Origin of the sequence: Mesorhizobium sp. M0296, assembly GCF_040321675.1 — a bacterium.
Classification (GTDB): domain Bacteria; phylum Pseudomonadota; class Alphaproteobacteria; order Rhizobiales; family Rhizobiaceae; genus Mesorhizobium.
This window is the reverse complement of the sequence record NZ_JAMYRZ010000003.1, coordinates 222,399-243,386: the sequence shown is the minus strand read 5'-3', so window position 1 is coordinate 243,386 and position 20,988 is coordinate 222,399. Positions and strand designations below refer to the sequence as shown.

24 protein-coding genes are annotated in these 20,988 nt (G+C 63.0%); 4 read left to right on the top strand and 20 right to left on the bottom strand.

The window, feature by feature from the left end; translation table 11 throughout:
- Window positions 1-214 precede the first annotated feature (214 nt).
- Window positions 215-877: a hypothetical protein gene (locus NKI97_RS05420; RefSeq protein ID WP_502901040.1), complete on the top strand. Its 663-nt coding sequence runs from the start codon at window positions 215-217 to the stop codon at window positions 875-877.
- Window positions 878-1,407: 530 nt separating this feature from the next.
- Here the strand turns inward: NKI97_RS05420 and ftsH are convergent.
- The 17 genes from ftsH to NKI97_RS05335 all read right to left on the bottom strand — a co-directional run bounded on the left by ftsH (window position 1,408) and on the right by NKI97_RS05335 (window position 16,369).
- Window positions 1,408-3,333, bottom strand: coding sequence for an ATP-dependent zinc metalloprotease FtsH (gene ftsH / locus NKI97_RS05415; protein ID WP_023677989.1), 1,926 nt, complete (start codon window positions 3,331-3,333; stop codon window positions 1,408-1,410).
- Between the two features lie 105 nt (window positions 3,334-3,438).
- Window positions 3,439-4,869: a tRNA lysidine(34) synthetase TilS gene (tilS, locus tag NKI97_RS05410; protein ID WP_352833022.1), complete on the bottom strand. Its 1,431-nt coding sequence runs from the start codon at window positions 4,867-4,869 to the stop codon at window positions 3,439-3,441.
- A gap of 57 nt (window positions 4,870-4,926) precedes the next feature.
- Window positions 4,927-6,036, bottom strand: a complete 1,110-nt coding sequence (gene ybgF / locus NKI97_RS05405) for a tol-pal system protein YbgF (protein ID WP_352450822.1) — start codon at window positions 6,034-6,036, stop codon at window positions 4,927-4,929.
- A gap of 188 nt (window positions 6,037-6,224) precedes the next feature.
- Window positions 6,225-6,731, bottom strand: coding sequence for a peptidoglycan-associated lipoprotein Pal (pal, locus tag NKI97_RS05400; RefSeq protein WP_352832990.1), 507 nt, complete (start codon window positions 6,729-6,731; stop codon window positions 6,225-6,227).
- A 223-nt stretch (window positions 6,732-6,954) separates the two neighbouring features.
- Window positions 6,955-7,332 carry a four helix bundle protein gene (locus NKI97_RS05395; protein WP_352450823.1) on the bottom strand — a complete coding sequence of 126 codons (378 nt, stop codon included), beginning with the start codon at window positions 7,330-7,332 and terminating at the stop codon, window positions 6,955-6,957.
- 43 nt (window positions 7,333-7,375) lie between these two features.
- Window positions 7,376-8,647, bottom strand: a complete 1,272-nt coding sequence (tolB, locus tag NKI97_RS05390; RefSeq protein ID WP_245274748.1) for a Tol-Pal system beta propeller repeat protein TolB — start codon at window positions 8,645-8,647, stop codon at window positions 7,376-7,378.
- 79 nt (window positions 8,648-8,726) lie between these two features.
- Entirely contained in the window at window positions 8,727-9,884 is a 1,158-nt protein-coding gene (gene tolA, locus NKI97_RS05385) for a cell envelope integrity protein TolA (protein WP_352832987.1), read from the bottom strand.
- A gap of 7 nt (window positions 9,885-9,891) precedes the next feature.
- Window positions 9,892-10,350 carry a protein TolR gene (tolR, locus tag NKI97_RS05380; RefSeq protein WP_352450825.1) on the bottom strand — a complete coding sequence of 153 codons (459 nt, stop codon included), beginning with the start codon at window positions 10,348-10,350 and terminating at the stop codon, window positions 9,892-9,894.
- 9 nt (window positions 10,351-10,359) lie between these two features.
- Entirely contained in the window at window positions 10,360-11,070 is a 711-nt protein-coding gene (tolQ, locus tag NKI97_RS05375) for a protein TolQ (RefSeq protein ID WP_023677997.1), read from the bottom strand.
- 296 nt (window positions 11,071-11,366) lie between these two features.
- Entirely contained in the window at window positions 11,367-11,837 is a 471-nt protein-coding gene (gene ybgC / locus NKI97_RS05370; protein ID WP_023677998.1) for a tol-pal system-associated acyl-CoA thioesterase, read from the bottom strand.
- A 128-nt stretch (window positions 11,838-11,965) separates the two neighbouring features.
- Window positions 11,966-13,006, bottom strand: a complete 1,041-nt coding sequence (ruvB, locus tag NKI97_RS05365) for a Holliday junction branch migration DNA helicase RuvB (protein WP_023677999.1) — start codon at window positions 13,004-13,006, stop codon at window positions 11,966-11,968.
- 46 nt (window positions 13,007-13,052) lie between these two features.
- Window positions 13,053-13,337 (bottom strand): AbrB/MazE/SpoVT family DNA-binding domain-containing protein, encoded by a 285-nt coding sequence (locus NKI97_RS05360; RefSeq protein ID WP_352832984.1) that lies wholly within the window; start codon window positions 13,335-13,337, stop codon window positions 13,053-13,055.
- 40 nt (window positions 13,338-13,377) lie between these two features.
- The gene (ruvA, locus tag NKI97_RS05355) at window positions 13,378-13,998 is read right to left on the bottom strand and encodes a Holliday junction branch migration protein RuvA (RefSeq protein WP_023678001.1); all 621 of its coding nucleotides are present in this window, start codon (window positions 13,996-13,998) and stop codon (window positions 13,378-13,380) included.
- Window positions 13,999-14,011: 13 nt separating this feature from the next.
- A complete protein-coding gene (locus NKI97_RS05350; protein ID WP_023678002.1) occupies window positions 14,012-14,434 on the bottom strand; it encodes a type II toxin-antitoxin system VapC family toxin in 423 nt (140 codons plus the stop codon).
- A complete protein-coding gene (locus NKI97_RS05345) occupies window positions 14,412-14,681 on the bottom strand; it encodes an AbrB/MazE/SpoVT family DNA-binding domain-containing protein (protein ID WP_352450829.1) in 270 nt (89 codons plus the stop codon). Before NKI97_RS05345 ends, NKI97_RS05350 begins: the two co-directional genes overlap by 23 nt.
- Window positions 14,682-14,737: 56 nt before the next feature.
- Window positions 14,738-15,250 (bottom strand): crossover junction endodeoxyribonuclease RuvC, encoded by a 513-nt coding sequence (gene ruvC / locus NKI97_RS05340; protein ID WP_352450830.1) that lies wholly within the window; start codon window positions 15,248-15,250, stop codon window positions 14,738-14,740.
- Between the two features lie 264 nt (window positions 15,251-15,514).
- Window positions 15,515-16,369, bottom strand: a complete 855-nt coding sequence (locus tag NKI97_RS05335) for an SDR family oxidoreductase (RefSeq protein ID WP_352450831.1) — start codon at window positions 16,367-16,369, stop codon at window positions 15,515-15,517.
- Between the two features lie 192 nt (window positions 16,370-16,561).
- Here NKI97_RS05335 and NKI97_RS05330 point away from each other — a divergent pair, with 192 nt between their 5' ends.
- Complete coding sequence (locus NKI97_RS05330) at window positions 16,562-16,879, top strand: winged helix-turn-helix transcriptional regulator (protein ID WP_352450832.1); 318 nt, start codon at window positions 16,562-16,564, stop codon at window positions 16,877-16,879.
- Between the two features lie 38 nt (window positions 16,880-16,917).
- On the opposite strand, the gene rcdA is transcribed toward NKI97_RS05330, so the two are convergent.
- Window positions 16,918-17,445: a protease adaptor protein RcdA gene (gene rcdA / locus NKI97_RS05325; protein ID WP_352450833.1), complete on the bottom strand. Its 528-nt coding sequence runs from the start codon at window positions 17,443-17,445 to the stop codon at window positions 16,918-16,920.
- A gap of 581 nt (window positions 17,446-18,026) precedes the next feature.
- On the opposite strand from rcdA, the gene NKI97_RS05320 reads away from it, so the two are divergent.
- Window positions 18,027-18,578, top strand: a complete 552-nt coding sequence (locus NKI97_RS05320; protein WP_352450834.1) for a DUF2269 family protein — start codon at window positions 18,027-18,029, stop codon at window positions 18,576-18,578.
- A gap of 39 nt (window positions 18,579-18,617) precedes the next feature.
- Here NKI97_RS05320 and NKI97_RS05315 read toward each other — a convergent pair whose 3' ends face one another.
- A complete protein-coding gene (locus tag NKI97_RS05315) occupies window positions 18,618-19,388 on the bottom strand; it encodes a sulfite exporter TauE/SafE family protein (protein WP_352450835.1) in 771 nt (256 codons plus the stop codon).
- Window positions 19,389-19,482: 94 nt separating this feature from the next.
- Entirely contained in the window at window positions 19,483-19,932 is a 450-nt protein-coding gene (locus tag NKI97_RS05310; protein WP_023678010.1) for an Lrp/AsnC family transcriptional regulator, read from the bottom strand.
- Between the two features lie 132 nt (window positions 19,933-20,064).
- Between NKI97_RS05310 and NKI97_RS05305 the strand changes: the two genes are divergently transcribed.
- Window positions 20,065-20,949, top strand: a complete 885-nt coding sequence (locus tag NKI97_RS05305; protein ID WP_352450836.1) for a DMT family transporter — start codon at window positions 20,065-20,067, stop codon at window positions 20,947-20,949.
- Window positions 20,950-20,988 lie beyond the last annotated feature (39 nt).

Here is a 20,988-nt window from a genome sequence, read left to right as displayed (position 1 = left end):
AACGCTTGGCGGGCAGAACTGGAACCAGTTCCGCAAGGCCCAATGCGGCACCGATGCCACCGCCGCTACAACCGAACCCGCGCCAGCCAAAGCCACGGCCAAGGCCGCCGACACGACCAAGGCAGCCGCCGCCGACGATGCGGCGCCGGGCCTGACGGCGAAGGAGTGCAGCACCAAATACCAGGCCGCCAAGGCTGCCGGCACGCTCAACGGCATGAAGTGGAACGACTTCCGCAAGACCCAGTGCGCCGCCGGCGCGACGGCAGCCGCACAACCCGCCGCCACGACCAAAGCAGCGGCGGCCAGCAGCGATGACGCGGCGCCTGGGCTGACGGCCAAGGAGTGCAGCACCAAATACCAGGCCGCCAAGGCTGCCGGCACGCTCAACGGCATGAAATGGAACGACTTCCGCAAGAGTGAATGCGCCGCCGGCGGAACTGCAGCCGCACAGCCTGCCGCGGCACCTGCCAAGGCGACGACAGCCGCCGCGACCGATACCGGCAAAGGCCTCAGCATGGCGGATTGCAGCGCCAAATATCAGGCTGCCAAGGCCGGCAACACGCTGAATGGCATGAAGTGGAACGACTTCCGCAAGAGCCAATGCGGCGCCGGCGCAGCCGACGACGACACCCTGCCGGCTCCCGACGCCAAGTACACCGGCGATCCGCAACCGCCGACCATCACCGCCCCCCAGGGCGTGAAATTCCCGACGACGATCTCCAAGAAGTATGCAACCGAGACCCCGGCCAAGGGCCGCATGCACACCTGCCTCGACCTCTACTACGCCAACAAGGACGCCAACACGCTGGGCGGCCTCAGGTGGATCCAGAAGGGCGGCGGCTTCTACAGCCTGTGCAACGCCAAGCTGAAGAGCTGACCGGCGCCACCATCCGACGACATGAGCCCGCGAGCCCCAAGGTTCGCGGGCTTTTTTGTTGCTGCCGAACAAGTGAGAGGGCCTTCCGAGGTCGAACCAACAGTCAGATCGCGTTTCTTCGCTCTGTCCGGCCGACATCGATCTCGGCACCACCGGAACTTTCACAGCCAGAAGCAGAAAACCCGCCTCAGCGGGCGGGTCGTCAGCGCCAATTGGCACTATACCCAAATTAATAGCATAGCTGCCGGCACAAAGCAAGAACAAAATGTGGCGCCGCCGGCAAAAAAATGCGAGCTTCATTCTCCGGCGCGCTTTGTCGATCTTCCCGAAATCGTCAACGAGGACGATAGAAGGCCCCATTCCTTCGCGCCCCTCTCTGTCCTGCCGGACATCTCCCCCACGAGGGGGAGATTGGCCGTCATCGTCACTTTCGCCAATTTCCAGCGATGCAGGAAGGGTCGCATTCCCCAAGAGAAAACGCCGCGGTTAGAGCCGCGGCGTTTCGAAGTCGATCTGTCCTGGGCCGGAGCCTAGCTTGATGGCTGGGGTTCCATGCCGCCTTCGGGCTCGGGGCCTTTCTTGCGGCGGCCGGACTTCGGCACGGCCGAGCCGCGGCTCGGCGGCGTATCGTCGCCAAGGTCGCGCGCGGGCTTATTGCCGGCGATCAGCTGCTTGATCTCCTCGCCGGACAGCGTCTCGTATTCGAGAAGGCCCTGCGCCAGCGCGATCCATTCCTTCTTTTTCTTGGTCAGGATGGACCTTGCCGTCGAATAGGCCTCGTCGATCAGCCGGCGCACTTCGGCGTCGATGATCTGCGCCGTCTCTTCCGAGATGTTCTGCGTGCGCGCCACCGAATGGCCGAGGAACACCTCCTCCTGGTTGTCGCCATAGGCGACATGGCCGAGCTTGTCCGAGAAGCCCCAGCGCGTCACCATGGCACGCGCCAGCTTGGTCGCCTGCTCGATATCGGAGGAGGCGCCGGAGGTGATGTTCTCCTTGCCGAATTTGAACTCCTCGGCGACACGGCCGCCCATCATGATGGCGAGGCGCGAGATCATGTATTTGTAGCTCATCGAATAGCGGTCGCCTTCCGGCAGCTGCATGACCATGCCGAGTGCCCGGCCGCGCGGGATGATGGTCGCCTTGTGCAGCGGATCGGCCGACGGCACGTTGAGCGCTAGGATGGCATGACCGGCCTCGTGATAGGCGGTCAGCTCCTTCTCGGCCTGTGTCATCGCCGACGAGCGGCGCTCGGCGCCCATCATGATCTTGTCCTTGGCGTCCTCGAATTCGGCCATGGTGACGAGGCGCTTGTTGCGCCGCGCCGCCATCAGGGCGGATTCGTTGACCAGGTTCATCAGGTCGGCGCCGGAAAAGCCCGGCGTGCCGCGCGCGATCACCTTGAGGTCGACATTGGGCGCCAGCGGCACGTTGCGCACATGCACTTTCAGGATCTTCTCGCGGCCGACGATGTCGGGGTTCGGCACCACCACCTGGCGGTCGAAGCGGCCCGGCCTCAGCAGCGCCGGATCGAGCACGTCCGGCCGATTGGTGGCGGCGATCAGGATGATGCTTTCGTTGGATTCGAAGCCATCCATCTCGACCAGCAGCTGGTTCAGCGTCTGCTCGCGTTCATCATTGCCGCCGCCGAGGCCGGCGCCGCGATGGCGGCCGACCGCGTCGATTTCGTCGATGAAGATGATGCAAGGCGCGTTCTTCTTGGCCTGGTCGAACATGTCGCGGACGCGGCTTGCGCCGACGCCGACGAACATCTCGACGAAGTCCGAGCCCGAAATGGTGAAGAACGGCACGTTGGCTTCACCCGCGACCGAGCGGGCGAGCAGCGTCTTGCCGGTTCCGGGAGGACCGACGAGCAGCACGCCGCGCGGGATCTTGCCGCCGAGCCGCTGGAATTTCTGCGGGTCGCGCAGGAATTCGACGATCTCTTCCAGATCTTCCTTGGCTTCGTCGACGCCGGCGACGTCCTGGAAGGTGACGCGGCCATGTGCTTCGGTCAAAAGCTTGGCCTTCGACTTGCCGAAGCCCATGGCGCGGCCGGAACCGGACTGCATCTGGCGCATGAAGAATATCCAGACGCCGAGGATGAGGATCATCGGCAGCCAGGAGATCAGGGTGCCGAACAGCGAATTGGAGCCGTCGGATTCAGGACGCGCATTGATGGTGACGTTCTTGTCCTGCAGCCGCGAAACCAGCGACGGATCCCCAGGCGAATAGGTCTGGAAGCCGTTGGAACTGTCAGTGTAGTTGCCGGAGATACGGGCGCCGGCGATGGTCACCGACTTGATCCGTCCCGCCGCGACTTCCTGCAGGAACTGCGAATAGGGAACATCGCTCGAGGCTCCACGCGTCTGCGGCGTCTGGAAAAGATTGAAGAGAGCGATGAGCAGGACCGCTATGATCGCCCAGAGCGCGAGGTTGCGATAATTCGGATTCATCAATTGTCCCGTTGGCGCCGCTGGGCGGACACGCGTCGTGAGAGGAAACTTGGCCATAACATAGGGAGAGCGTTCCCCCTTGCCAAGCATAACAGCAGGTCTCGGTTAAGCATTCGGCCGTGGTAGGCCGGCACTGTGGCCACCGAATGGCGAGGCTGGAACCGGCGCCGCGCCAAGCAAGGCGGCGACGGCATCGGCCGGCGCCAGATCGAAGGACGGCAGGAAACGGGCGAAGGGCGCGACTGCCGGATATGCGGCGACAGCCGCCGGCATCGGGCCTTCCCCGGGCAAACCCGGGCCTTCCCCGAGCAAACCAAGGCATTCGCCGTCCCGCCAGAGCGCCGGCTCGGCGGCCAGGGCTGCGCGTACAAGACTTGCCGGCGTGCCATGCCCTTCAATTGCCCGCTTTGCGGCAAGAGCCGCCCCGAGCGGTGCTACCAACAGCGGCGCGATCAACAATGCACCTGGACTGTCGCCCAATGTGATCCGTCTGCGGCCGTCCCACAGGGCATTGTCGGAAACCGCAACAGCGGGCGGCAGATCGCGCAATTCGCGGTGCAGAAAGATGCCGGTACGCCGGGCATCGATCACGGTCCGCGACAATGTGGCACAAAGCGGCCCGGTGCGGAACCGGCCGAAAAGGGCTTCGCTGCGGGCCTGGTCGGGAAGGAAGGCGGTGCCGCCGGTCGCCGCCAGCAGGATGCGCAGCGCATAAATGGCCGCCCGGCTGTCGGCGGCCGTCGCAAAATCACGATCGAGGCGGACGAGGCCGGCGGCCGGCCTGGAGGCCAAGTTGCGGATCAGCATGGCGGCGCGATGTCCCAGCTGCTCACGCTCGACCGCCGCCTTTCTGGCCAGCGCTATCGCTTCAGCCACGCGAGGCGTACCATCGCCTTCGGCAAGTGCTGCGCGGACGCGCGGCCGCTCGAAAGCGGTGTCGGCATTGGTCGGATCTTCGATCCAGGCAACCTGTTCACGCCGCAGGAATTCGCGCAGGTCAGCACGCCTTATGCCGAGCAGCGGCCGCACGATCCAGTGCCGCCACTCGTAGAGGGTTGCCGGCGCCATGCCGGCAAGGCCCCGCCCTTCGTCGCGCGGCCTCTCCTCACCTGGCCCGTCGTCACGTGCTTGCCGCATCAGCACGGTCTCGGCCTGGTCGTCGGCGGTGTGGCCGGTCAGGATCAGGCCGATGCCTGTCGCGTCGGCGGCCTCGGCGAGCAGCCGGTATCGGGCTTCGCGCGCGGCGGCAGGCAGGCCGGTCGAGGGTTTGTGCCCCGACCAGGCGAGGACGCGATGGGCAATGCCGCGCGCCGCGCACAGCCTGGCCACGGCTTGCGCTTCCGCTGCCGCTTGCGGCCGCAATTGATGATCGATCGTTACCGCCAGCAATTTCGTTGCCGGGGCGTTACGGTCGAGATGGGCTTTGAGGAGGAGGAGAAGGGCGGTCGAGTCGCTGCCGCCGGACACGGCCGCAACAGCGCCGTTGGAAAAGTCGATCCGCGAAAAATCCGAAAGGTCAGGCTCGGTGTCGAGCATCATGCATGTCGCCCAAAAGTGGACCCGGTTTTGGGGCTACGACATGCAACAGAAAAACTAGCACGCCGCGAGCGCCCTTTCCTGCTTGACCCGCTCCTTGAGCGCGCCGGAAATATCGGGATAGCGCTTGCCGATCTCGCTGAAGGTGGCACAGGCCACGTCGCGCTGCTTCAGCCCGACAAGTGAAACGCCGAGCTTCAGCAGCATGTCTGGCGCTTTCTTGGCCTTGGGATAGTCCTTGCTGGCAGCGAGGAAAGTCTCGGCCGCATCGCGGTATTTCTGCTGGCCGAGCAGCGATTCACCAAGCCAGTAATGCGCGTCCGCCGCTTTGGCGTCCTTGGGAAAACGGGCGATATGGTCGCGGAAGCCCTGTTCGGCGGTGCTGTAGTCGCCCGACAGGATGAACTGGTAAGAATTGCGGTAAAGCTCTTCCGGATCGTTGGTCGACGGGAGTGCCGCGACCACCGTATCATCGGATTTACCGGCCTTGTTGCCGGCTGCGCTGGCGCCGTTGGCTGGGGCCGTATTCTGCTGCGGCGCATTCGCTTGCGCATTGCCGTCGGCTTCGACGACATTGCCGTTTTTGTCGACGGTGATGGTGCCGAACGTCTTGGGCGGCGCGCCGGGGATCAGCTTGCCGGGATCGCCGTTGGGCGATTCGACGATGACGTCCTCGACGCTCTTGTCGCCGTCTGCCGCCTTGCCCGCATCGGCCGCAGCCGGCGTCCCCGGCGCCTCCGCCACGTTACTGTCGCCGTTGGGGCTGTCGCTGCTAGGCGCCGCCTCGGACTTCTTCTGCTCGGCCGGCTGCTGCGCGCCTTGCGGACCGCCTTCCAACTGCTGGAAGCGGAATTCGTTGTCTTCCTGCTGCTTGCGGATCTGCTCCTGCATCTGCAGGACCTGGAAATTGAGTTCCTCGATCTTGCCATTCATCTGCCGGAGCTGTTCCTCCAGCGCCGGAGTGCCGGTGCCATCCTGTTGCGCGAATTGAACCTGATCCGGCTTTTTCTTTTCGCCGAAAATGCCGGGCAGTTTGATCGTCGGCAGGTGGAAGGAAAAACCGCTTTCCGATGACGGCCCGGTGCCGTTTGCCCCGTCAGCAAGTGCCGCGATACTTGATACGAGCAGCAGCGCAAGCGTGCCGCTCAAGACCGATCTGAAATGCATGTGCCTCTCGCCGTGAAACCATTGTTGCGCGCCTCTCATTCGAAGTAGACCAGTCAACTGGGGACTAGCCAGACGCTCTCGGCTCTTAACAGGACGTGAGACTTCGGCCAAATTTTGTTTGGAGCGAGCAGATATGAAAAAGGCGGCCTTTTGGCCGCCTTTCACACCAAGTGTTGCATTTATGCCGATCAAGAACCGGCGCCGCCCAGCGTGGTTACGGCGCGGCGGTTCTGCGACCAGCAGGAGATGTCGTCGCAAACCGCGACCGGACGCTCCTTGCCGTAGGAAATGGTCTTCAGGCGCTGCGCCGAAACACCCTTGGCGACCAGGAAGTCGCGTGTGGCGGCAGCACGGCGGGCGCCGAGCGCCAGATTGTATTCGCGCGTCCCGCGCTCGTCGGCATGGCCTTCGATGACGATGGCATACTGCTTGTACTGGTTCAGCCACTGCGCCTGGCGCGACAGCGTTGTCTGCGCATCGGCGCGGATCGAGGACGAATCGGTATTGAAGAAGATGCGGTCGCCGATATTGACGGTAAAGTCCTGGGCCGACCCTGGCGTTGCCGCGCCGGCGCCGTTGAGGCCAAGATCGGCGGCGCTGTTCGGCGTCTTCTTCGAGGCGCAACCGGTGATCGCGAGCATAGCGACCAGCGCGATCATGACCGGGTTTGTGGTAAGTGCTGCGATACGGCCCATGCCGCCTCTCCTTCGCAATTCGAGTGATTTCATTGATCGTCCAGTAACCACGTTTGGGTTAACCGACGCTCAAGAAACACGGTTAAAATTTGGTTTTCGGCTGCCGTCCGCAACCGTTCTGCCGAGGGGCGACAATGAGCGCGGACCGTAGGCGAAAATGCGGCCAAAACATGAAAAAGAGGGAATTGAGGAACTGAAGAACTGAGGAATTGAAGAAAAGGAATTACGTCAGCTTCTCTCTGAGGCTCACGAGCATCCCATGGATTTGGGCATAAGATTGCCGCCAGGCGTCGAGTTGGGACTGCGTGATGTATTCAAGATCGAACGCGTAACATATCCACGTCTCCACTTCGCTGCATGACCCCACCGCCATCGAAACGAAGCGAGCGAATTCGGCTTTGGAATGGCTCTGCTTGGCAAATCCCTCAGCTAAATTGGCGCAGATTGCCTTACTCGAGCGACGCAATTGATCGGCTAGCGCGTATTGCTCAATTTTCGGAAAAGCAAGCGTGGCTCTATGCACCTCAAGAGAAACCGCGTAGGCGCGTTTGTAGACCTCCAGGTCCCTCGCGCGCTCAACGTAGCGCCCCGGCTTCTCCATCTCCTCAGTTCTTCAGTTCTTCAATTCCTCAGTTCTTCTTCCATCACTCCAGCAGCGGCGACCAGGCCGGATCCGAGGCGAAGTTCGCCGTCGGGATCGACTGTTCGTTGCGGCCGGTGAGATCGACCGAAACAAGTTTTGGTCCGCCATTGGAATCGCGGAAGAACATCAGCACCCGGCCGTTGGGCGCCCAGGTCGGCCCTTCCTGCTGAAAGCCGGTGGACAGGATGCGCTCACCCGAACCGTCGGTGCGCATGACGCCGATCTGGAATTCGCCGCCGGTCTGCTTGGTGAAGGCGATGAGATCGCCGCGCGGCGACCACACCGGCGTCGAATAGACGCCGTCGCCAAACGAGATGCGGGTCTGGCCCGAGCCGTCGGCGCCCATCACATAGATCTGCGCGCGGCCGCCGCGATCCGAGGTGAACACCACCTTGCTGCCGTCAGGCGAATAGGAGGGTGAGGTATCGATGGCGGTCGAGTTGGTGAGCCTGGTCGTCGAGCGGCTTCTCAGATCCATGGCGAAGATGTTGGAATTGCCGTCATCGCGCAGCAGGCTCATGATTACCTTCTGGCCGTCCGGCGAAAAGCGCGGCGCAAACGTCATGCCGGGGAAATTGCCGACCAGCTCGCGCTGCCCCGTCTCGATCTGCAGCAGGTACACCCGCGGCTGGCCGCTTTCATAGGACATGTAGGTGATTTCCTGCCGGTTCGGCGAAAAGCGCGGCGTCAGCACGATCGATTTACCGTTCGAGAGATAGCGGACGTTGGCGCCGTCCTGGTCCATGATGGCAAGCCGCTTCTTGCGCGCATTCTTGGCACCGGATTCGTCGATGAAGACGACGCGCGTGTCGAAATAGCCCTTCTCGCCGGTCAGCCGCTCGTAGATCGCGTCGGCGATGATATGGGCGACGCGCCTGGTATTGGCGTCGTTGGCGAAGAACTGCTCGCCCGACATCTGCTGGCCGGCAAACGTGTCCCACAACCGGTACTGGGCGCGAATGCGGCCGTCAGCCTCCTTGCCGACACTGCCGGTGACCAGCGCCTGCGCATTGATCACCTTCCAGTCTTCGAAGCGCGGCGTGGCATCCGGGTTCGAGATCTTTTCAATGAAAGCGCTTTTGTCGATCGGCGCGAACAGGCCGGAGCGTTTCAGGTCGGCACTGACGATGCCGGAAATCTCGGCGCCGAGCGCATCGCCGCCCTGGAAGTCCGTGATGGCGATCGGCAACGGCTCGACATTGCCCTTATTGACGTTGAGCTCAACGAGCGCCCGCGCCGGCAGGGTGACAGCAACAGTCATACCCAGCGCCATCGCTGCGATCGTCAGGAGCGGCTTGAGGATGGATTTCATGTCTTCTCGCTTCTCTTCGCTGATTCTGTGGGAGCCGGGCCTAAAGACCGAGCATCTCCCTGGGGTCAAAAGTGACCCGAACGTCGGACCAGATGTCTTGCTTGCCCGCCGGAACCTGCAAGCCGGCCACATCGCATTTCTGAACCGCGCGCACTGCACTTTCGTCAAACGGGCGGTTTCCGCTCGACTTTTCAACGCTCGGCCGGCCATCCAGCTTGCCGGAGGCGTCCAGATTAAACCGGACCACGACGACGAAATTCTCCGAACCCTCGAGCCCTGCCGGAAGCGTCCAGCAACCACCAAGCTGGGCCTCCAATGCCCCCTGCTCCGATTTCGAAAGCCTCTGGCCCTGGTCCTTCTCGCCGCCGAGCGATGCCTGCTGGGTCGAGCGCTTGGCGCCGCCGCCGGACGGCTTCCGCTTGTCGAGCAGCGCCGAAATCTCGTCGGCATTGAATTGCTTGTCGTCCGATTTCGGCCTGGACGAGGCTTCCTTGACCGGCTTGTCGGTGTCCTTGCGCTCCGGCGCCTTCGCGCTTTCAGCCTGGGCCGGCTGCGGCTTTGGCCGAGCCTCGGGCGCCGGCGCCGAGTCCGGAAGCTGCGCCTCCTCGGTCGGCGGTTGCTTGGCAATCGCCTCGGCGACGGCATCCGGCTTGACCTCGGGCTGCGGATCGATCGCGGCAGTCTTGTCCTGCGGCGGCGTGGGCGTCGGCTCCTTGGCCGGCGTCGGCTTGGGCTCGGTCTGCTTGACAGGTTCGGGCTTGACCTCTTCCTTCGGCTGCGGCACCGGCGCCACCTCCGTAGCGGGAATAGGCTTCGGCTTTTCCTTCGGCTTCGGCACGTCCTCAGGCTTGGGCTTTTCGACCGGCGTCGGCGCGGGTGGCGGAGCCGCCGTCATGTCGACCGGCTGGGGCTTGGGCTCAGGTGTCGGCGGCTTGTCGGTATCGACGCTGTTATCGCCGACTTTCTGGGCATCGGGAACGACGTCGGGACGCTGTGTCGGCAGCGGCGCCGGCTTGTCATGCATCACAGACTTCTTGTCGCCTTGCAGGACCTGTGCCGTCGCTTCCATCGGCACGATCTCGACCGACACCGATTCCGCATCGGACGCAGGCATCGCGGGCGGCGCCGACAGCGTGAACAGCCCGAAGGCAATCGCCAGCGTATGCAAGATCACCGATGTGGTGAGGCCGGTCCTCATCTTGCGTCTACTGATCCTGTTCCTGCAGTGAAACCAGGCCGATATTCTTGTAGCCAGCAGCCGAGACGCGGGCCATCACCTTCATGGCAGTGCCATAGTCGGTGGACTTGTCACCCCTGATGAAAATGCGCTCGTCATAGCCGGTCTTCGAGATCGACTGCAGCTTTGCCACCAGCTCCTCGATCGGGATCTCGGTTTCCTGGAGGTAGATCTGACCGGCCGAGTTGATGGACACGGTTATAGGCTGCGTATCGGCGTTCATCGCTTTGGCCTGCGTGTCCGGCAGGTCGACCGGCACGCCGACCGTCAGCAACGGTGCCGCGACCATGAAGATGATCAGCAGCACCAGCATCACGTCGACCATCGGCGTGACGTTGATCTCCGAGATCAACGCGTGGTGGCGGCCGCGCCGCCTGTGGCCGCGCCCGCCGCGTCCTCCGCCACCTGCGCTTACGGACATTCCCATGATCGTTCCTCAGGCCTTCTGCGCCACTTTTTCATCGATTTGGCGCGAGAGTATGGCGGAGAACTCATCCGCGAACCCTTCCATGCGCACCGCGATCTTGCTCGCGTCGGACGACAGCTTGTTATAGGCGATGACGGCCGGGATGGCGGCTAGCAGGCCGATCGCGGTCGCCAGCAGCGCTTCGGCGATGCCTGGCGCGACCACCGACAGGCTGGTGTTCTTCGAGGCGGCGATCGCCTGGAACGAGGTCATGATGCCGATCACCGTGCCGAACAGGCCGATGAAGGGCGCCGCCGAGCCGGTGGTGGCGAGGAAGCCGAGCCGCCCTTCCAGCTTTTCCATCTCGCGGGTCAGCGCCAGATCCATCGCTTTGTCGATGCGGGTCTGCAGGCCGAGTGGCGATTTCGCGCCTTTCTCGAAGCTCTTCTTCCATTCGCGCATGGCGGCGACGAAGATCGCGCTCATGCCGGTCGTCTTGCGGTCGGCGAGCGTGCGGTAAAGCTCTTCCAGCGACTGCCCCGACCAGAACACCTGTTCGAAGCGGTTGAGCGCCAGCCGCATGCGGGCATAGGCGACGAGCTTGTCGACGATGATCGCCCAGGTCCAGATCGAGGCACCAAGCAGCCCGATCATGACCAGCTTGACCACCCAACCGGCCTGCATGAACAAGGCCCAAATCGATAAATGCGCGCCCGGTTCGGCGAGAGCGATGTTTTCCATGTTACGTCCTTAAAGATTTTCCGGGCGTGGCTGGCGGCTGGCCCATGGGCATCCCTTGTGGTCCGTTCGCGTTAGGCTTGCGGAATAACCCCAAATGCACCGTTGGCGGCCTTTTCGGGGCAAATATTGGTGAAAGGAAGGCGCTTGGATTCTCCCAATCTTAACCAATCCCTTCATGGACCGTTATGGTTAAGGATGGGTTAGGACGTACAGCGCGGCGCATTGCCGCGCCCTGATAGACCGCCTCGCGATTCTGGCCTGGACCGGGAGCTCTGGGATCGTCCGCCTCTGAACCTTTATTTGCGCGTTCTGGGCATGAAGGCTGCGATCCAGTCCTTGGGAAAGCGCCGCGGCCGCCCGTTCTCGCCGACGATCGCCGCTTCGACACGCGCCTCGACCAGCACTTCGCTGCCGCGCTTCAATTGCTGCGCCATGACGATGCGGGCGCCGGAAATCTCGTCGGTGCGCGTATCGATGGTCAGGATGTCATCCATGCGGGCCGAACCGCGGAAATCGATCTCCATGCGCCGCACCACCCAGACTATTTTCTCGCCATGCTTGCCGTCGGCAAGCTCGGTGTGGTGGACGCCGGCCAGCCGCAGATAGTCGGACCGGCCGCGCTCGAAGAATTCGAGATAGCGCGCGTGGTAGACGACGCCGGAAAAATCGGTGTCTGCATAATAGACCCGCGCCATCAGTCGATGGCCGAATTCCGTCAGCGCGCCGGAAAGTCCGGCGGACAATGCCGATTCACCGTGATCGTCCATTGCGCTGTCCTTTTGGCCCGACAGGCCCTGTTTCAAGCAACACCTGTTTTGCGCATAGACCGGCGATGATCAAGACCTGGAGGGCTGGGCCGGGGAACTGCCAGCACCGAAGCCATAAGCAGCGGAACTTAGGGTTCTTCCTGGAACAAGCTGATCTGCTGCTGCGCCAGGTCCTTTGGCGCGTCGAGGCCGAGATGCCGCCAGGCATTGGCCGCCAGCACGCGGCCGCGCGGGGTACGCATGATGAAGCCTTGCTGGATCAGAAAGGGTTCGATGATGTCCTCGATGGCATCGCGTGGCTCGGAAAGCCCGGCAGCGATTGTCTCGATGCCGACCGGCCCGCCGCCGAAATTCCGGGCGATCATCGACAGATAACGGCGGTCGAGCGCGTCGAGGCCGAGCCCGTCGACCTCCAGCCGCGTCAGCGCCTCGTCGGCGACCTTGCGGTCGACATGACCGTCGCCGGCAACGCTGGCGAAGTCGCGCACCCGGCGCAACAGCCGGCCGGCGATGCGCGGCGTGCCGCGCGCCCGCCGGGCGATCTCCAAAGCACCGTCGTCGCCGAGCGGCATGGCAAGGATGCGGGCGCCGCGCCGCACGATCTGCTCGAGTTCCTCGACCGAGTAGAAATTGAGCCGCACCGGAATGCCGAAGCGGTCGCGCAGCGGGTTGGTCAACAGGCCGAGCCGGGTGGTGGCGGCGACGAGCGTGAAGCGGGCCAGGTCGATCTTGACCGAGCGCGCCGCCGGCCCCTCGCCGATGATCAGGTCGAGCTGGAAATCCTCCATCGCCGGATAGAGGATTTCCTCGACCGCCGGGTTGAGCCGGTGGATCTCGTCGATGAACAGCACGTCGCGGTCTTCGAGGTTGGTGAGCAGCGCCGCGAGATCGCCGGCCTTGGCGATGACCGGACCCGAGGTCGAGCGGAAATTGACGCCAAGCTCGCGCGCCATGATCTGCGCCAGCGTCGTCTTGCCGAGGCCGGGCGGGCCGACGAACAGCACATGGTCGAGCGCTTCGCTGCGGCCCTTGGCGGCCTCGATGAAGACTTTGAGATTGGCCCGCACCGCCGCCTGGCCGACGAAGTCGCCGAGCGTCTGCGGCCGCAAGGTCTGCTCGGCGTCCTCGCCGCGTCTGTCGGGAGCAATGAGGCGTGGCGAAAGGCTCATGCGCATACCGCCCGAAAGAAAAAGTTTATATCGATACCGATCAACGTCACCCGGCACCCTCTCGTTCGTCGCCGTGCTCCTCGCCAGCAACATGGCGGCCCACTGCATCTCTTACCACCGCGTCGATCTGTTCCAGCGCAGCAGGCCCGTCAGGTGGATCGCCTAGAAATCCAGCGAGGTCGGCAAATTCGAGATTGCGCGGCGTTCCTATCAGGAGACCATCCACGACCGTCCACGCAACAGTATCGCCTGACTTGAGCGACAACTCGTTCCGGACTTTCTTTGGAATCGTAAGCTGCCCCCTGGAGGTCAAGCTTGCATATCCGACCATGCTCTTGTTCCTAGTCGGAATTTATTTGTCGGGCAACGTCTCACCGTGCCAGCTCCTTCAGGCCGAAGCGGATCAGCTTCGAGGCGTCCGCCTCCTCGCCTGCCGTCTTCAGCGCCGCCGCCACCGCATTGGCGGCGGTGTCGCGCGAATAGCCGAGATTGACCAGCGCCGAGACGGCGTCGGTGATCGGCGCCGAGGCGACGCCCTCGCCGAGCTCCTGCTTCAGGCCGATGGTGCCGGAGGCAGTGCCCGCATAGGCAGGCGCCTTGTTCTTCAATTCGGTTACGATGCGCTCCGCCACCTTCTTGCCGACGCCCGGCGCACGGCTGACCATGGCGATATCGCGCAACGCAATCGCATTGGCGAGATCGGCCGGCGCCAGAGTCGACAGGATGGCCAGCGCCACCTTGGCGCCGACGCCTTGCACATTGTTCATCAACAGCCGGAACCATTCGCGCTCCAGCACCGACTGGAACCCATAGAGCCGCAGCATGTCCTCGCGCACATAGGTCTCGATGAACAGCACGACCGCCTCGCCCGGCCGCGGCAATGCCGCCAGCGTGCGCGCCGAGCAGTAGGCGACATAGCCGACGCCATGCACGTCGACGATGCAGAAATCCTCGTCGATCTCATCCAGCGTGCCTTTTAGCTTGCCGATCATTTGAGCGTGCCGATCATGCCGGGTGGGTTTCCGGAGAGATGATATCGAGGTCCGGGAAATAGCCGCGATAGCGCGCAGCATTGCGCGTCAGCAGGCGATGCCCAGCGACAACCGCATGGGCTCCAATAAAGAAATCCGGCAAGGTTCGTTCGCGAATGCCGCCGGCGCGGCGATAGCGCGAGTGCGTGACACCAGCGAGGAAGGCTGCTTCCCACGGCAGAAATTCGCGATCCATCTTGAGCATGTCGGCTGCTTGACGAAGAGCCTGTTCGGTCGCAATCAACGGCGCGAGCTCGGACCAGACGATTGCATTGATTACGAGTGCGCCGTCGCGCCGGCATGCGGTAATCGCGGATGCCGACCATTTCGTCTCCCGTCCGGCAGGACCCCAAACGTCGATCAAGACATTTGTGTCAATCAATGTCGAGATCTTCACGTGGGCCCCTCAGCCATTCCACATATTCATCCGCCGTCATGCCTCCCAGATCCAGCGTACCGGCCATACGATCGAGTATCTGGCTGAATCTGCGCGAGGCTTCCTCCTCCGACATGTTTTCGTCGACGGCTATGACACGAGCGCCGTCCTCGGTGGGGACGAACTCCACCTCCGAGCCCGGGCCGATACCGAGATGATCCCGTATTTCCTTCGGGATGGTCACTTGGCCCTTGGTGGTAACGCGCATGGTAATACCTCGTTGGTATTACCTATTGCCCACTGGAGAACAAGTCAAGAACATACTTATCCGGCCAGCGCCGCCATCCTGTAGGCGATGCTCTGCCGGTGATGCGCGTGACAGATGGCGATGGCCAGCGCATCGGCGGCGTCGTCGGTGTCGAAAGTCGCCTTCGGCATCAGCACCTTGACCATCATGTGGATCTGCTTCTTGTCGCCATGGCCGACGCCGATCACCGCCTTTTTGACGGCGTTTGGCGCATATTCGGCAACGACAAGGCCGGCACGCGCCGGCACCAGCATGGCGATGCCGCGTGCCTGGCCGAGTTTCAGCGTCGCCGCCGCGTCCTTGTTGACGAAAGTTTGCTCGACCGCCGCCTCGTGCGGCATCGCGGCATGCAGGATCTCGGCGAGCCCGTCATGCAATTGGCAAAGACGCACCGCCAGCGCGGCCTTGTCGTCGGACCGCACCGTGCCGGAAGCGACGAAGCGCAGCGAATTGCCGAGGCTTTCGACTATGCCCCAGCCGGTGCGCCTCAGCCCTGGATCGATGCCGATGATGCGAATCGCTTCCCCCATCCGTCAACTTTAACCCCGGCGAGCAGCGATGCCAGCGAAATGTGAACAAACCAGAAACAGCAACCGAGTCTGGTTTAGAGAATGTTTGAGAATTCGCTCTGGCGAGACAGATAGCGTGGTTTTCGAGAACCGGAGCGGAGCGTACATAAGTACGCGAGCACCGGAAGCGCAGAAAGCTGCGCTAGTCTAGTCGTTTGAATAACTGTTGGCGCGAGCGACAGACGGTCCTCTGATCCTTTGGCGGATGTGACAGCCGTCTCGGTTTCAACCGCGCAATGCTGCCGCAACGACGCTCTCCAGTGGCGTTGTCGGTCGACCGATCAGCCGGCTCATGGCGCCGCCGTCATCGAACAACGCTCCGCGTGAGGCTGCAATGTCGGCATCGGCCAGGATAGCGGCGAGATCGGCGGGCAGCCCGGCGCCTGTCAACACACCCTCATAGGCCGCCCCGGCAAGATCGTTGTAGGCGATCGCCTTGCCCGATTGCCGCGAGACCTTCGCCGCAAGCTCGGCGAGCGTGAAGGCTTGGTCCGCGGCGAGCTCGTAAGTCCTCCCTGCTTGATCCTCGCTCGTCAGCACCACGGCCGCGGCCTCGGCATAATCCTGCCGCGCCGCGGACGAGAAGCGCCCCTCATTTGCGGCGCCGATGAAGGCGCCGTGCTCCAGAGCCGCCGGGAGCGCCATCAGATGGTTCTCGGTGTACCAGCCGTTGCGCAGGATGACGGCGGGTAGGCCGGAGGCCGCGATGACCTCCTCCGTCTGCCGATGTTCGACCGCGAGCCTCGCGGGAGACGTGTCCGCATGCAGCATGCTTGTGTAAGCGATCAGCGAAACCCCCACCCGTTGGGCGGCCTTGATCACTGACCGATGCTGCGGCAAGCGGCCGCTGACTTCGGTCGAGGAAATCAGCAGCAGTCTATCGATGCCGGCCAGCGCCATCGGGAGCGTGTCGGGACGATTATAGTCCGCCTCCCGCACGACTACGCCGCGTTGGACAAGATCGCGGGCCTTTGCCGGATCACGAACCGCCGCAACGATCCGGCTGGCCGGAACTGTCTTCAGCAGTGCGTCGATCACGAGACGGCCAAGCTGTCCTGTTGCTCCAGTTATTGCGTACATCGTTCTGTCCATTTCGTGGTTGGATGGATTGAGAGCCTCAGATAGCGGCTCTCGTTACCCTCGGAAACCACGTATCTTGTAGTTACCATCATTTTCCGGTAACCAACTGGAAACTCTCATGGAAGATGCGCGATGGTCCTCAGGATGCGAACGAAGGTGAAGGCGCTTCCCGGCTGCCCCATGTCGAGGTGCATGGCGCTGCTTGGCGGGTGCTGGACACCCGAGGTGCTCTGGTCCTTGAGCGACGGCCCGCGCCGGTTCTCCGAATTGCGCCGCGATATCCCAGCCATTTCGGCGAAGGTGCTGACCGCCAGGTTGCGCGATCTCGAGGAGCGTGGCGTCCTCGCACGCCACGTGATGCCGACATCGCCGCCGACCGTGGAGTATGAGCTGACGTCATTGGGGCAGGAGCTGCTCCCAGCGATCAGGTCTATCGTGGAGGTCGGATCGCGCCTGCTGCTGCGTGATTCTCCCCGCCTGATGATCGCGAGCCCATCCCTTCGCGGTTAGTCTAGATGGCCGCCGGAGTAGAATTATGAAACGGTCTCTCAGCCGCGGGCGAAAGCCGTGTTGAGCAGCGTGATCTGGTCGGAGACCGGATTGAGGCGACGGCTCGACGGCGGCACCTCGGCAAGGCCGCCATAGATCTCCTCGTCCATCCGGCGCACCAGCGCCTGCAGCCGCAGCGAACGGTTGACGAGGTCGATGAAATCCTTCGGCAGCTCGGCCCAGCCGGGCGCCTCGTCATGCGCCGAGGCAGTGTCGAGACGCACCTTGGATTTTTCTGAGGCCACCTGATCGCGGGTCATCTCGCCGGAATTCGCCGCCCGCTGCAAAAGCAGCCACGAGGCGACCTGCATCAGCCTGGTGGTCAGCCGCATCGATTCGGCCGCATAAAGCGTCGCCGCCAGCCTCGACAGCTTCTTGGCCTCGGCGCGGCCCTTGCCGTCGAGATATTCGGCCGCCTGCTCGACCAGGCCCATGCCTTCCTGATAGAGCGGCTTGAAGGATTGGGAGAAAACCCGGCGCTCCGCCAGCTTGATGGTTTTCGCGCTCGCCTTCGAAGGCTCGTTCATCGCTACGCCCCTGCACTTGCCTGACAGCCGGCCGATTCGGCTCTTGGCCGCCATATCCGGCAGCCTAAACGACTGAAGCTTGAAAATGCGCTTCGCTGCCAGCGAAGGCAAGCACATGTTTAACAAACGGTTAACGGCCGCATTTAGCCGGAAGGACGCCCATGCCGGCGGACAAAAAAAGAGCCGCGGATAAGGCGGCTCTCAGGAGTTTAACAGGGAGGCGTCAAACAAAGTGGCTCCAACCACTCGGTAAGAATCCAGATCACTGGATGGACATAGTAAACGCCTGTAAAGCTTAACGAAGCCTTAACGCAGGGCATATTTTTCGATCAAGCGCCCAGCATCTGTGCCGTAACAGCACAGCTGACTGGCCACGGCACCCGTTCCCACTACCGGCTGGAAAGTCGGGGCGACGCGCTTGCGCCATGTTTCCTCCAGATCGTGACCGACATATCGAAACAGATCCGCTCGCCGCGCGACATCGTTCCGAAACAGGCGCCGCGGTAAACGCCCGCTCCTCGCAACGAGGCGGAGCAAACCTTGCGCTCCGGCAAATCATCAAATCTCTCAAGGAGCGAATAATGGACTGGTACTCGGCCGTTAAATTTCTGCATATCGTCTCGGCGATCCTCTGGGTCGGCGGCGGCTTCACGCTGATGCTGCTCGCGGTACGCGCCGACCGCGCTGGAAACGTCGAAGGCATGCTGCAGGCGATGCGCGCCACCGGCGAGCTCGGCAACCGGTTCTTCGCGCCGATGTCGATGCTGACATTGCTTTTCGGCCTCATCATGTGCGGCTTCTGGGTCGGCTTTTCCGATCTGTGGGTGCTGATCGGCCTTGCCGGTTATGCGACGACCTTCTGCATCGGCATGTTCATCTTCAAGCCGACTGCCGACCGCATGGCAGGCATGATCGCCAAGGAGGGCGTGACGCCGGCAGTGCTTGCCCAGGGCCAGCGCGTCCTCAGCGCCGCGCGCTTCGACTATTCGGTGATGCTGGTGATCATCGCGGACATGGTGCTGAAGCCGACGCTGCACGACATCACCATTCTGGGCTGCATGGCGTTCGTACTGGCAACCGGCGCCGCGCTCGCGCTTGGCAGGACGCGGCAGCTGCTGCCGAGTGCCGCCTGAGGTGTAAGGAACCGGCGGCGGCCGAATGGGGCCGCCGTCTTACAGGAGGCCGGCGATGCCGTCCCACAGAAGCTTGACCGCGACGACCGCCACGGTCGCATAGGTGAAGGGATAGAACAGCTCCGGCCGCATCCGCCGCACCAGCCAGGCGCCGGCGATTGTCGACAGCGGCGCCAGCGGCATCAGCACCGCCGACGCAGTCAAATTGGTGGTATCGAACTGGCCGAGCGCGAAATAAGGGATGAGCTTCAGCGCATTGGTGACGGCGAAGAAGATCGCCGCGGTGCCCGACAGCACCTTCGGATCGAGCCTGATGGGCAGCGCATAGACCTGAAAAGGCGGGCCGCCGACATGGGCGACGAAGCTGGTGAACCCGGCAACGGTTCCCCAGAAGCCCGCGGCGACGCGGTTGGGCTCCGCCGCGTGGCCGGCACCGTGGCGGAGCTGCAAATAGAGCCAGCGCAGCACGAAGATCAGGGCAACCGCGCCGACGATCAGCCGCACCATCTCTTCGGTTACAAGTGCCGCCGTCAGCCAGCCAAGGGCAATGCCGATCACGGCGCCCGGCATCATGTCGGCCAGCATCTTGCGGTCGAAGATGCCCCACCACGTCCACACCGAGACAATGTCCATCAGGCACAGAATTGGCAGAAGAATTGCGGCAGCCTGAACCGGCGGCATGGTCAGCGCCATCAACGGCACGCCGACAAAGCCGACGGCGCCGCCGAAGCCGCCTTTCGACAGGCCGACGAGGATGACGGCCGGAATGGCCGCGGCATAGAACCAGGGATCGACGAGCAGGCCTGACATGGGGAAGGGACGCTGGAGGGAAAGTGATCTCTGGAATAAACCAGAAATGGCCAGACCGCGACCGCAAATATGTGGGCCACGCGACCGAAATCCGTCACATGTTTGGCATGTCGAGCGGCGGCGGGCGTCTCCGGATCGGCTGCGCCTTGATGATGGCGGTGCTGGTTTCGGCCTTGTCGGCGATGCGGTCGAGAATCCCGTCGAGCTCGCCGATCGAGCGGACGAACAGCCGGGCAACGAAGCAGTCATCGCCCGTCACCTTGTCGCATTCGCCGAATTCCGGGATTTCCTCGATCAGCTTCTGGACGATGTGCAGCTTGCCCGGCAATGGCCGGATGCGAACGATCGCCTGCAAGGCGTAGCCGAGCGCCTGCGGATCGATGTCGATGGTGAACGCGCGGATGACGCCGCGATCCTCTAGCCGCCGAAGCCGCTCCGAAACGCTTGGTGACGACAACCCGACCTGCAGCGCCAGTTCCTTCAGCGAGGTCCGTGAATCCTTGACCAGGATATCGAGGAGCTTTCTATCGAGCTCGTCCAGCATTTTACAATTCCAAGAAAAAGCCGATTCTTACCTAATTTAATTAGGTTTGCCCTGCATATCACCAGCTAGAAGTCATGGAAAGACCCGATCCGCTGTGGGATTATAAAATCTCAACGAGTTTCAGGAGCACCCATGGACAGCACGGTACGCGGCACGATCGAAATGACGGCGGCGATGGCGATCCTCGGCACGATCGGCTGGTTCGTCGTCCTTTCCGGCCAGCCCATCATGGACGTGGTGTTCTGGCGCTGTGCTTTCGGTGCGGTAACGCTACTGATCATCTGCGCGGCGCTTGGGCTGCTGCGCGGCAGGCTGTCGCTTCGCATCGTCACGATCGCGGCGCTCGGCGGTGCTGCCATCGTTATCAACTGGCTGTTGCTGTTCAGCGCGTTTTCCCGCGCGTCGATCTCGATCGCCACGGCCGTTTACAACACGCAGCCCTTCATGCTGGTGGGTTTTGGCGCGCTCTTCTTCTCCGAACGGCTGACGATGACCAAGCTGACCTGGCTCGGCATCGCCTTCGCCGGCATGCTGCTGATCGTGCAGGCCGCGCCCGATGCAGGCGATCATGGTACGGATTACTTTACCGGCATTGCGATGGCGCTGGCCGCGGCTTTCTTCTGGGCCGTTGCGGCTATCGTCACCAAGAAGCTCAAAGGCACGCCGCCGCACCTGATCGCCCTGATCCAGGTCTGCGTCGGCGTTCTCATGCTGGCACCCTTCGCCAATCTCACCCACCTTCCCGTCGATGCGCGGAGCTGGGTCATGCTGGCGACACTCGGCATCGTCCATACCGGTCTGATGTACATCCTCATGTACGGCGCCATCCAGAAGCTGCCGACGCATCTGCAGGGATCGCTGTCCTTCATCTACCCAGTCGTCGCCATCCTCGTCGACGTCGTCGCCTTCGGCCACCGGCTGCATCCGGCGCAGATCGTCGGCGCCGCCGCCATCCTGGTCGCCGCCGCCGGCATGAATCTCGGCTGGTCGCTGTGGAAATCGAAGGTGCCTGCGTAGGGGCCGCAAGCGACCGGCGGGGAGAATTTCGGCCAACGG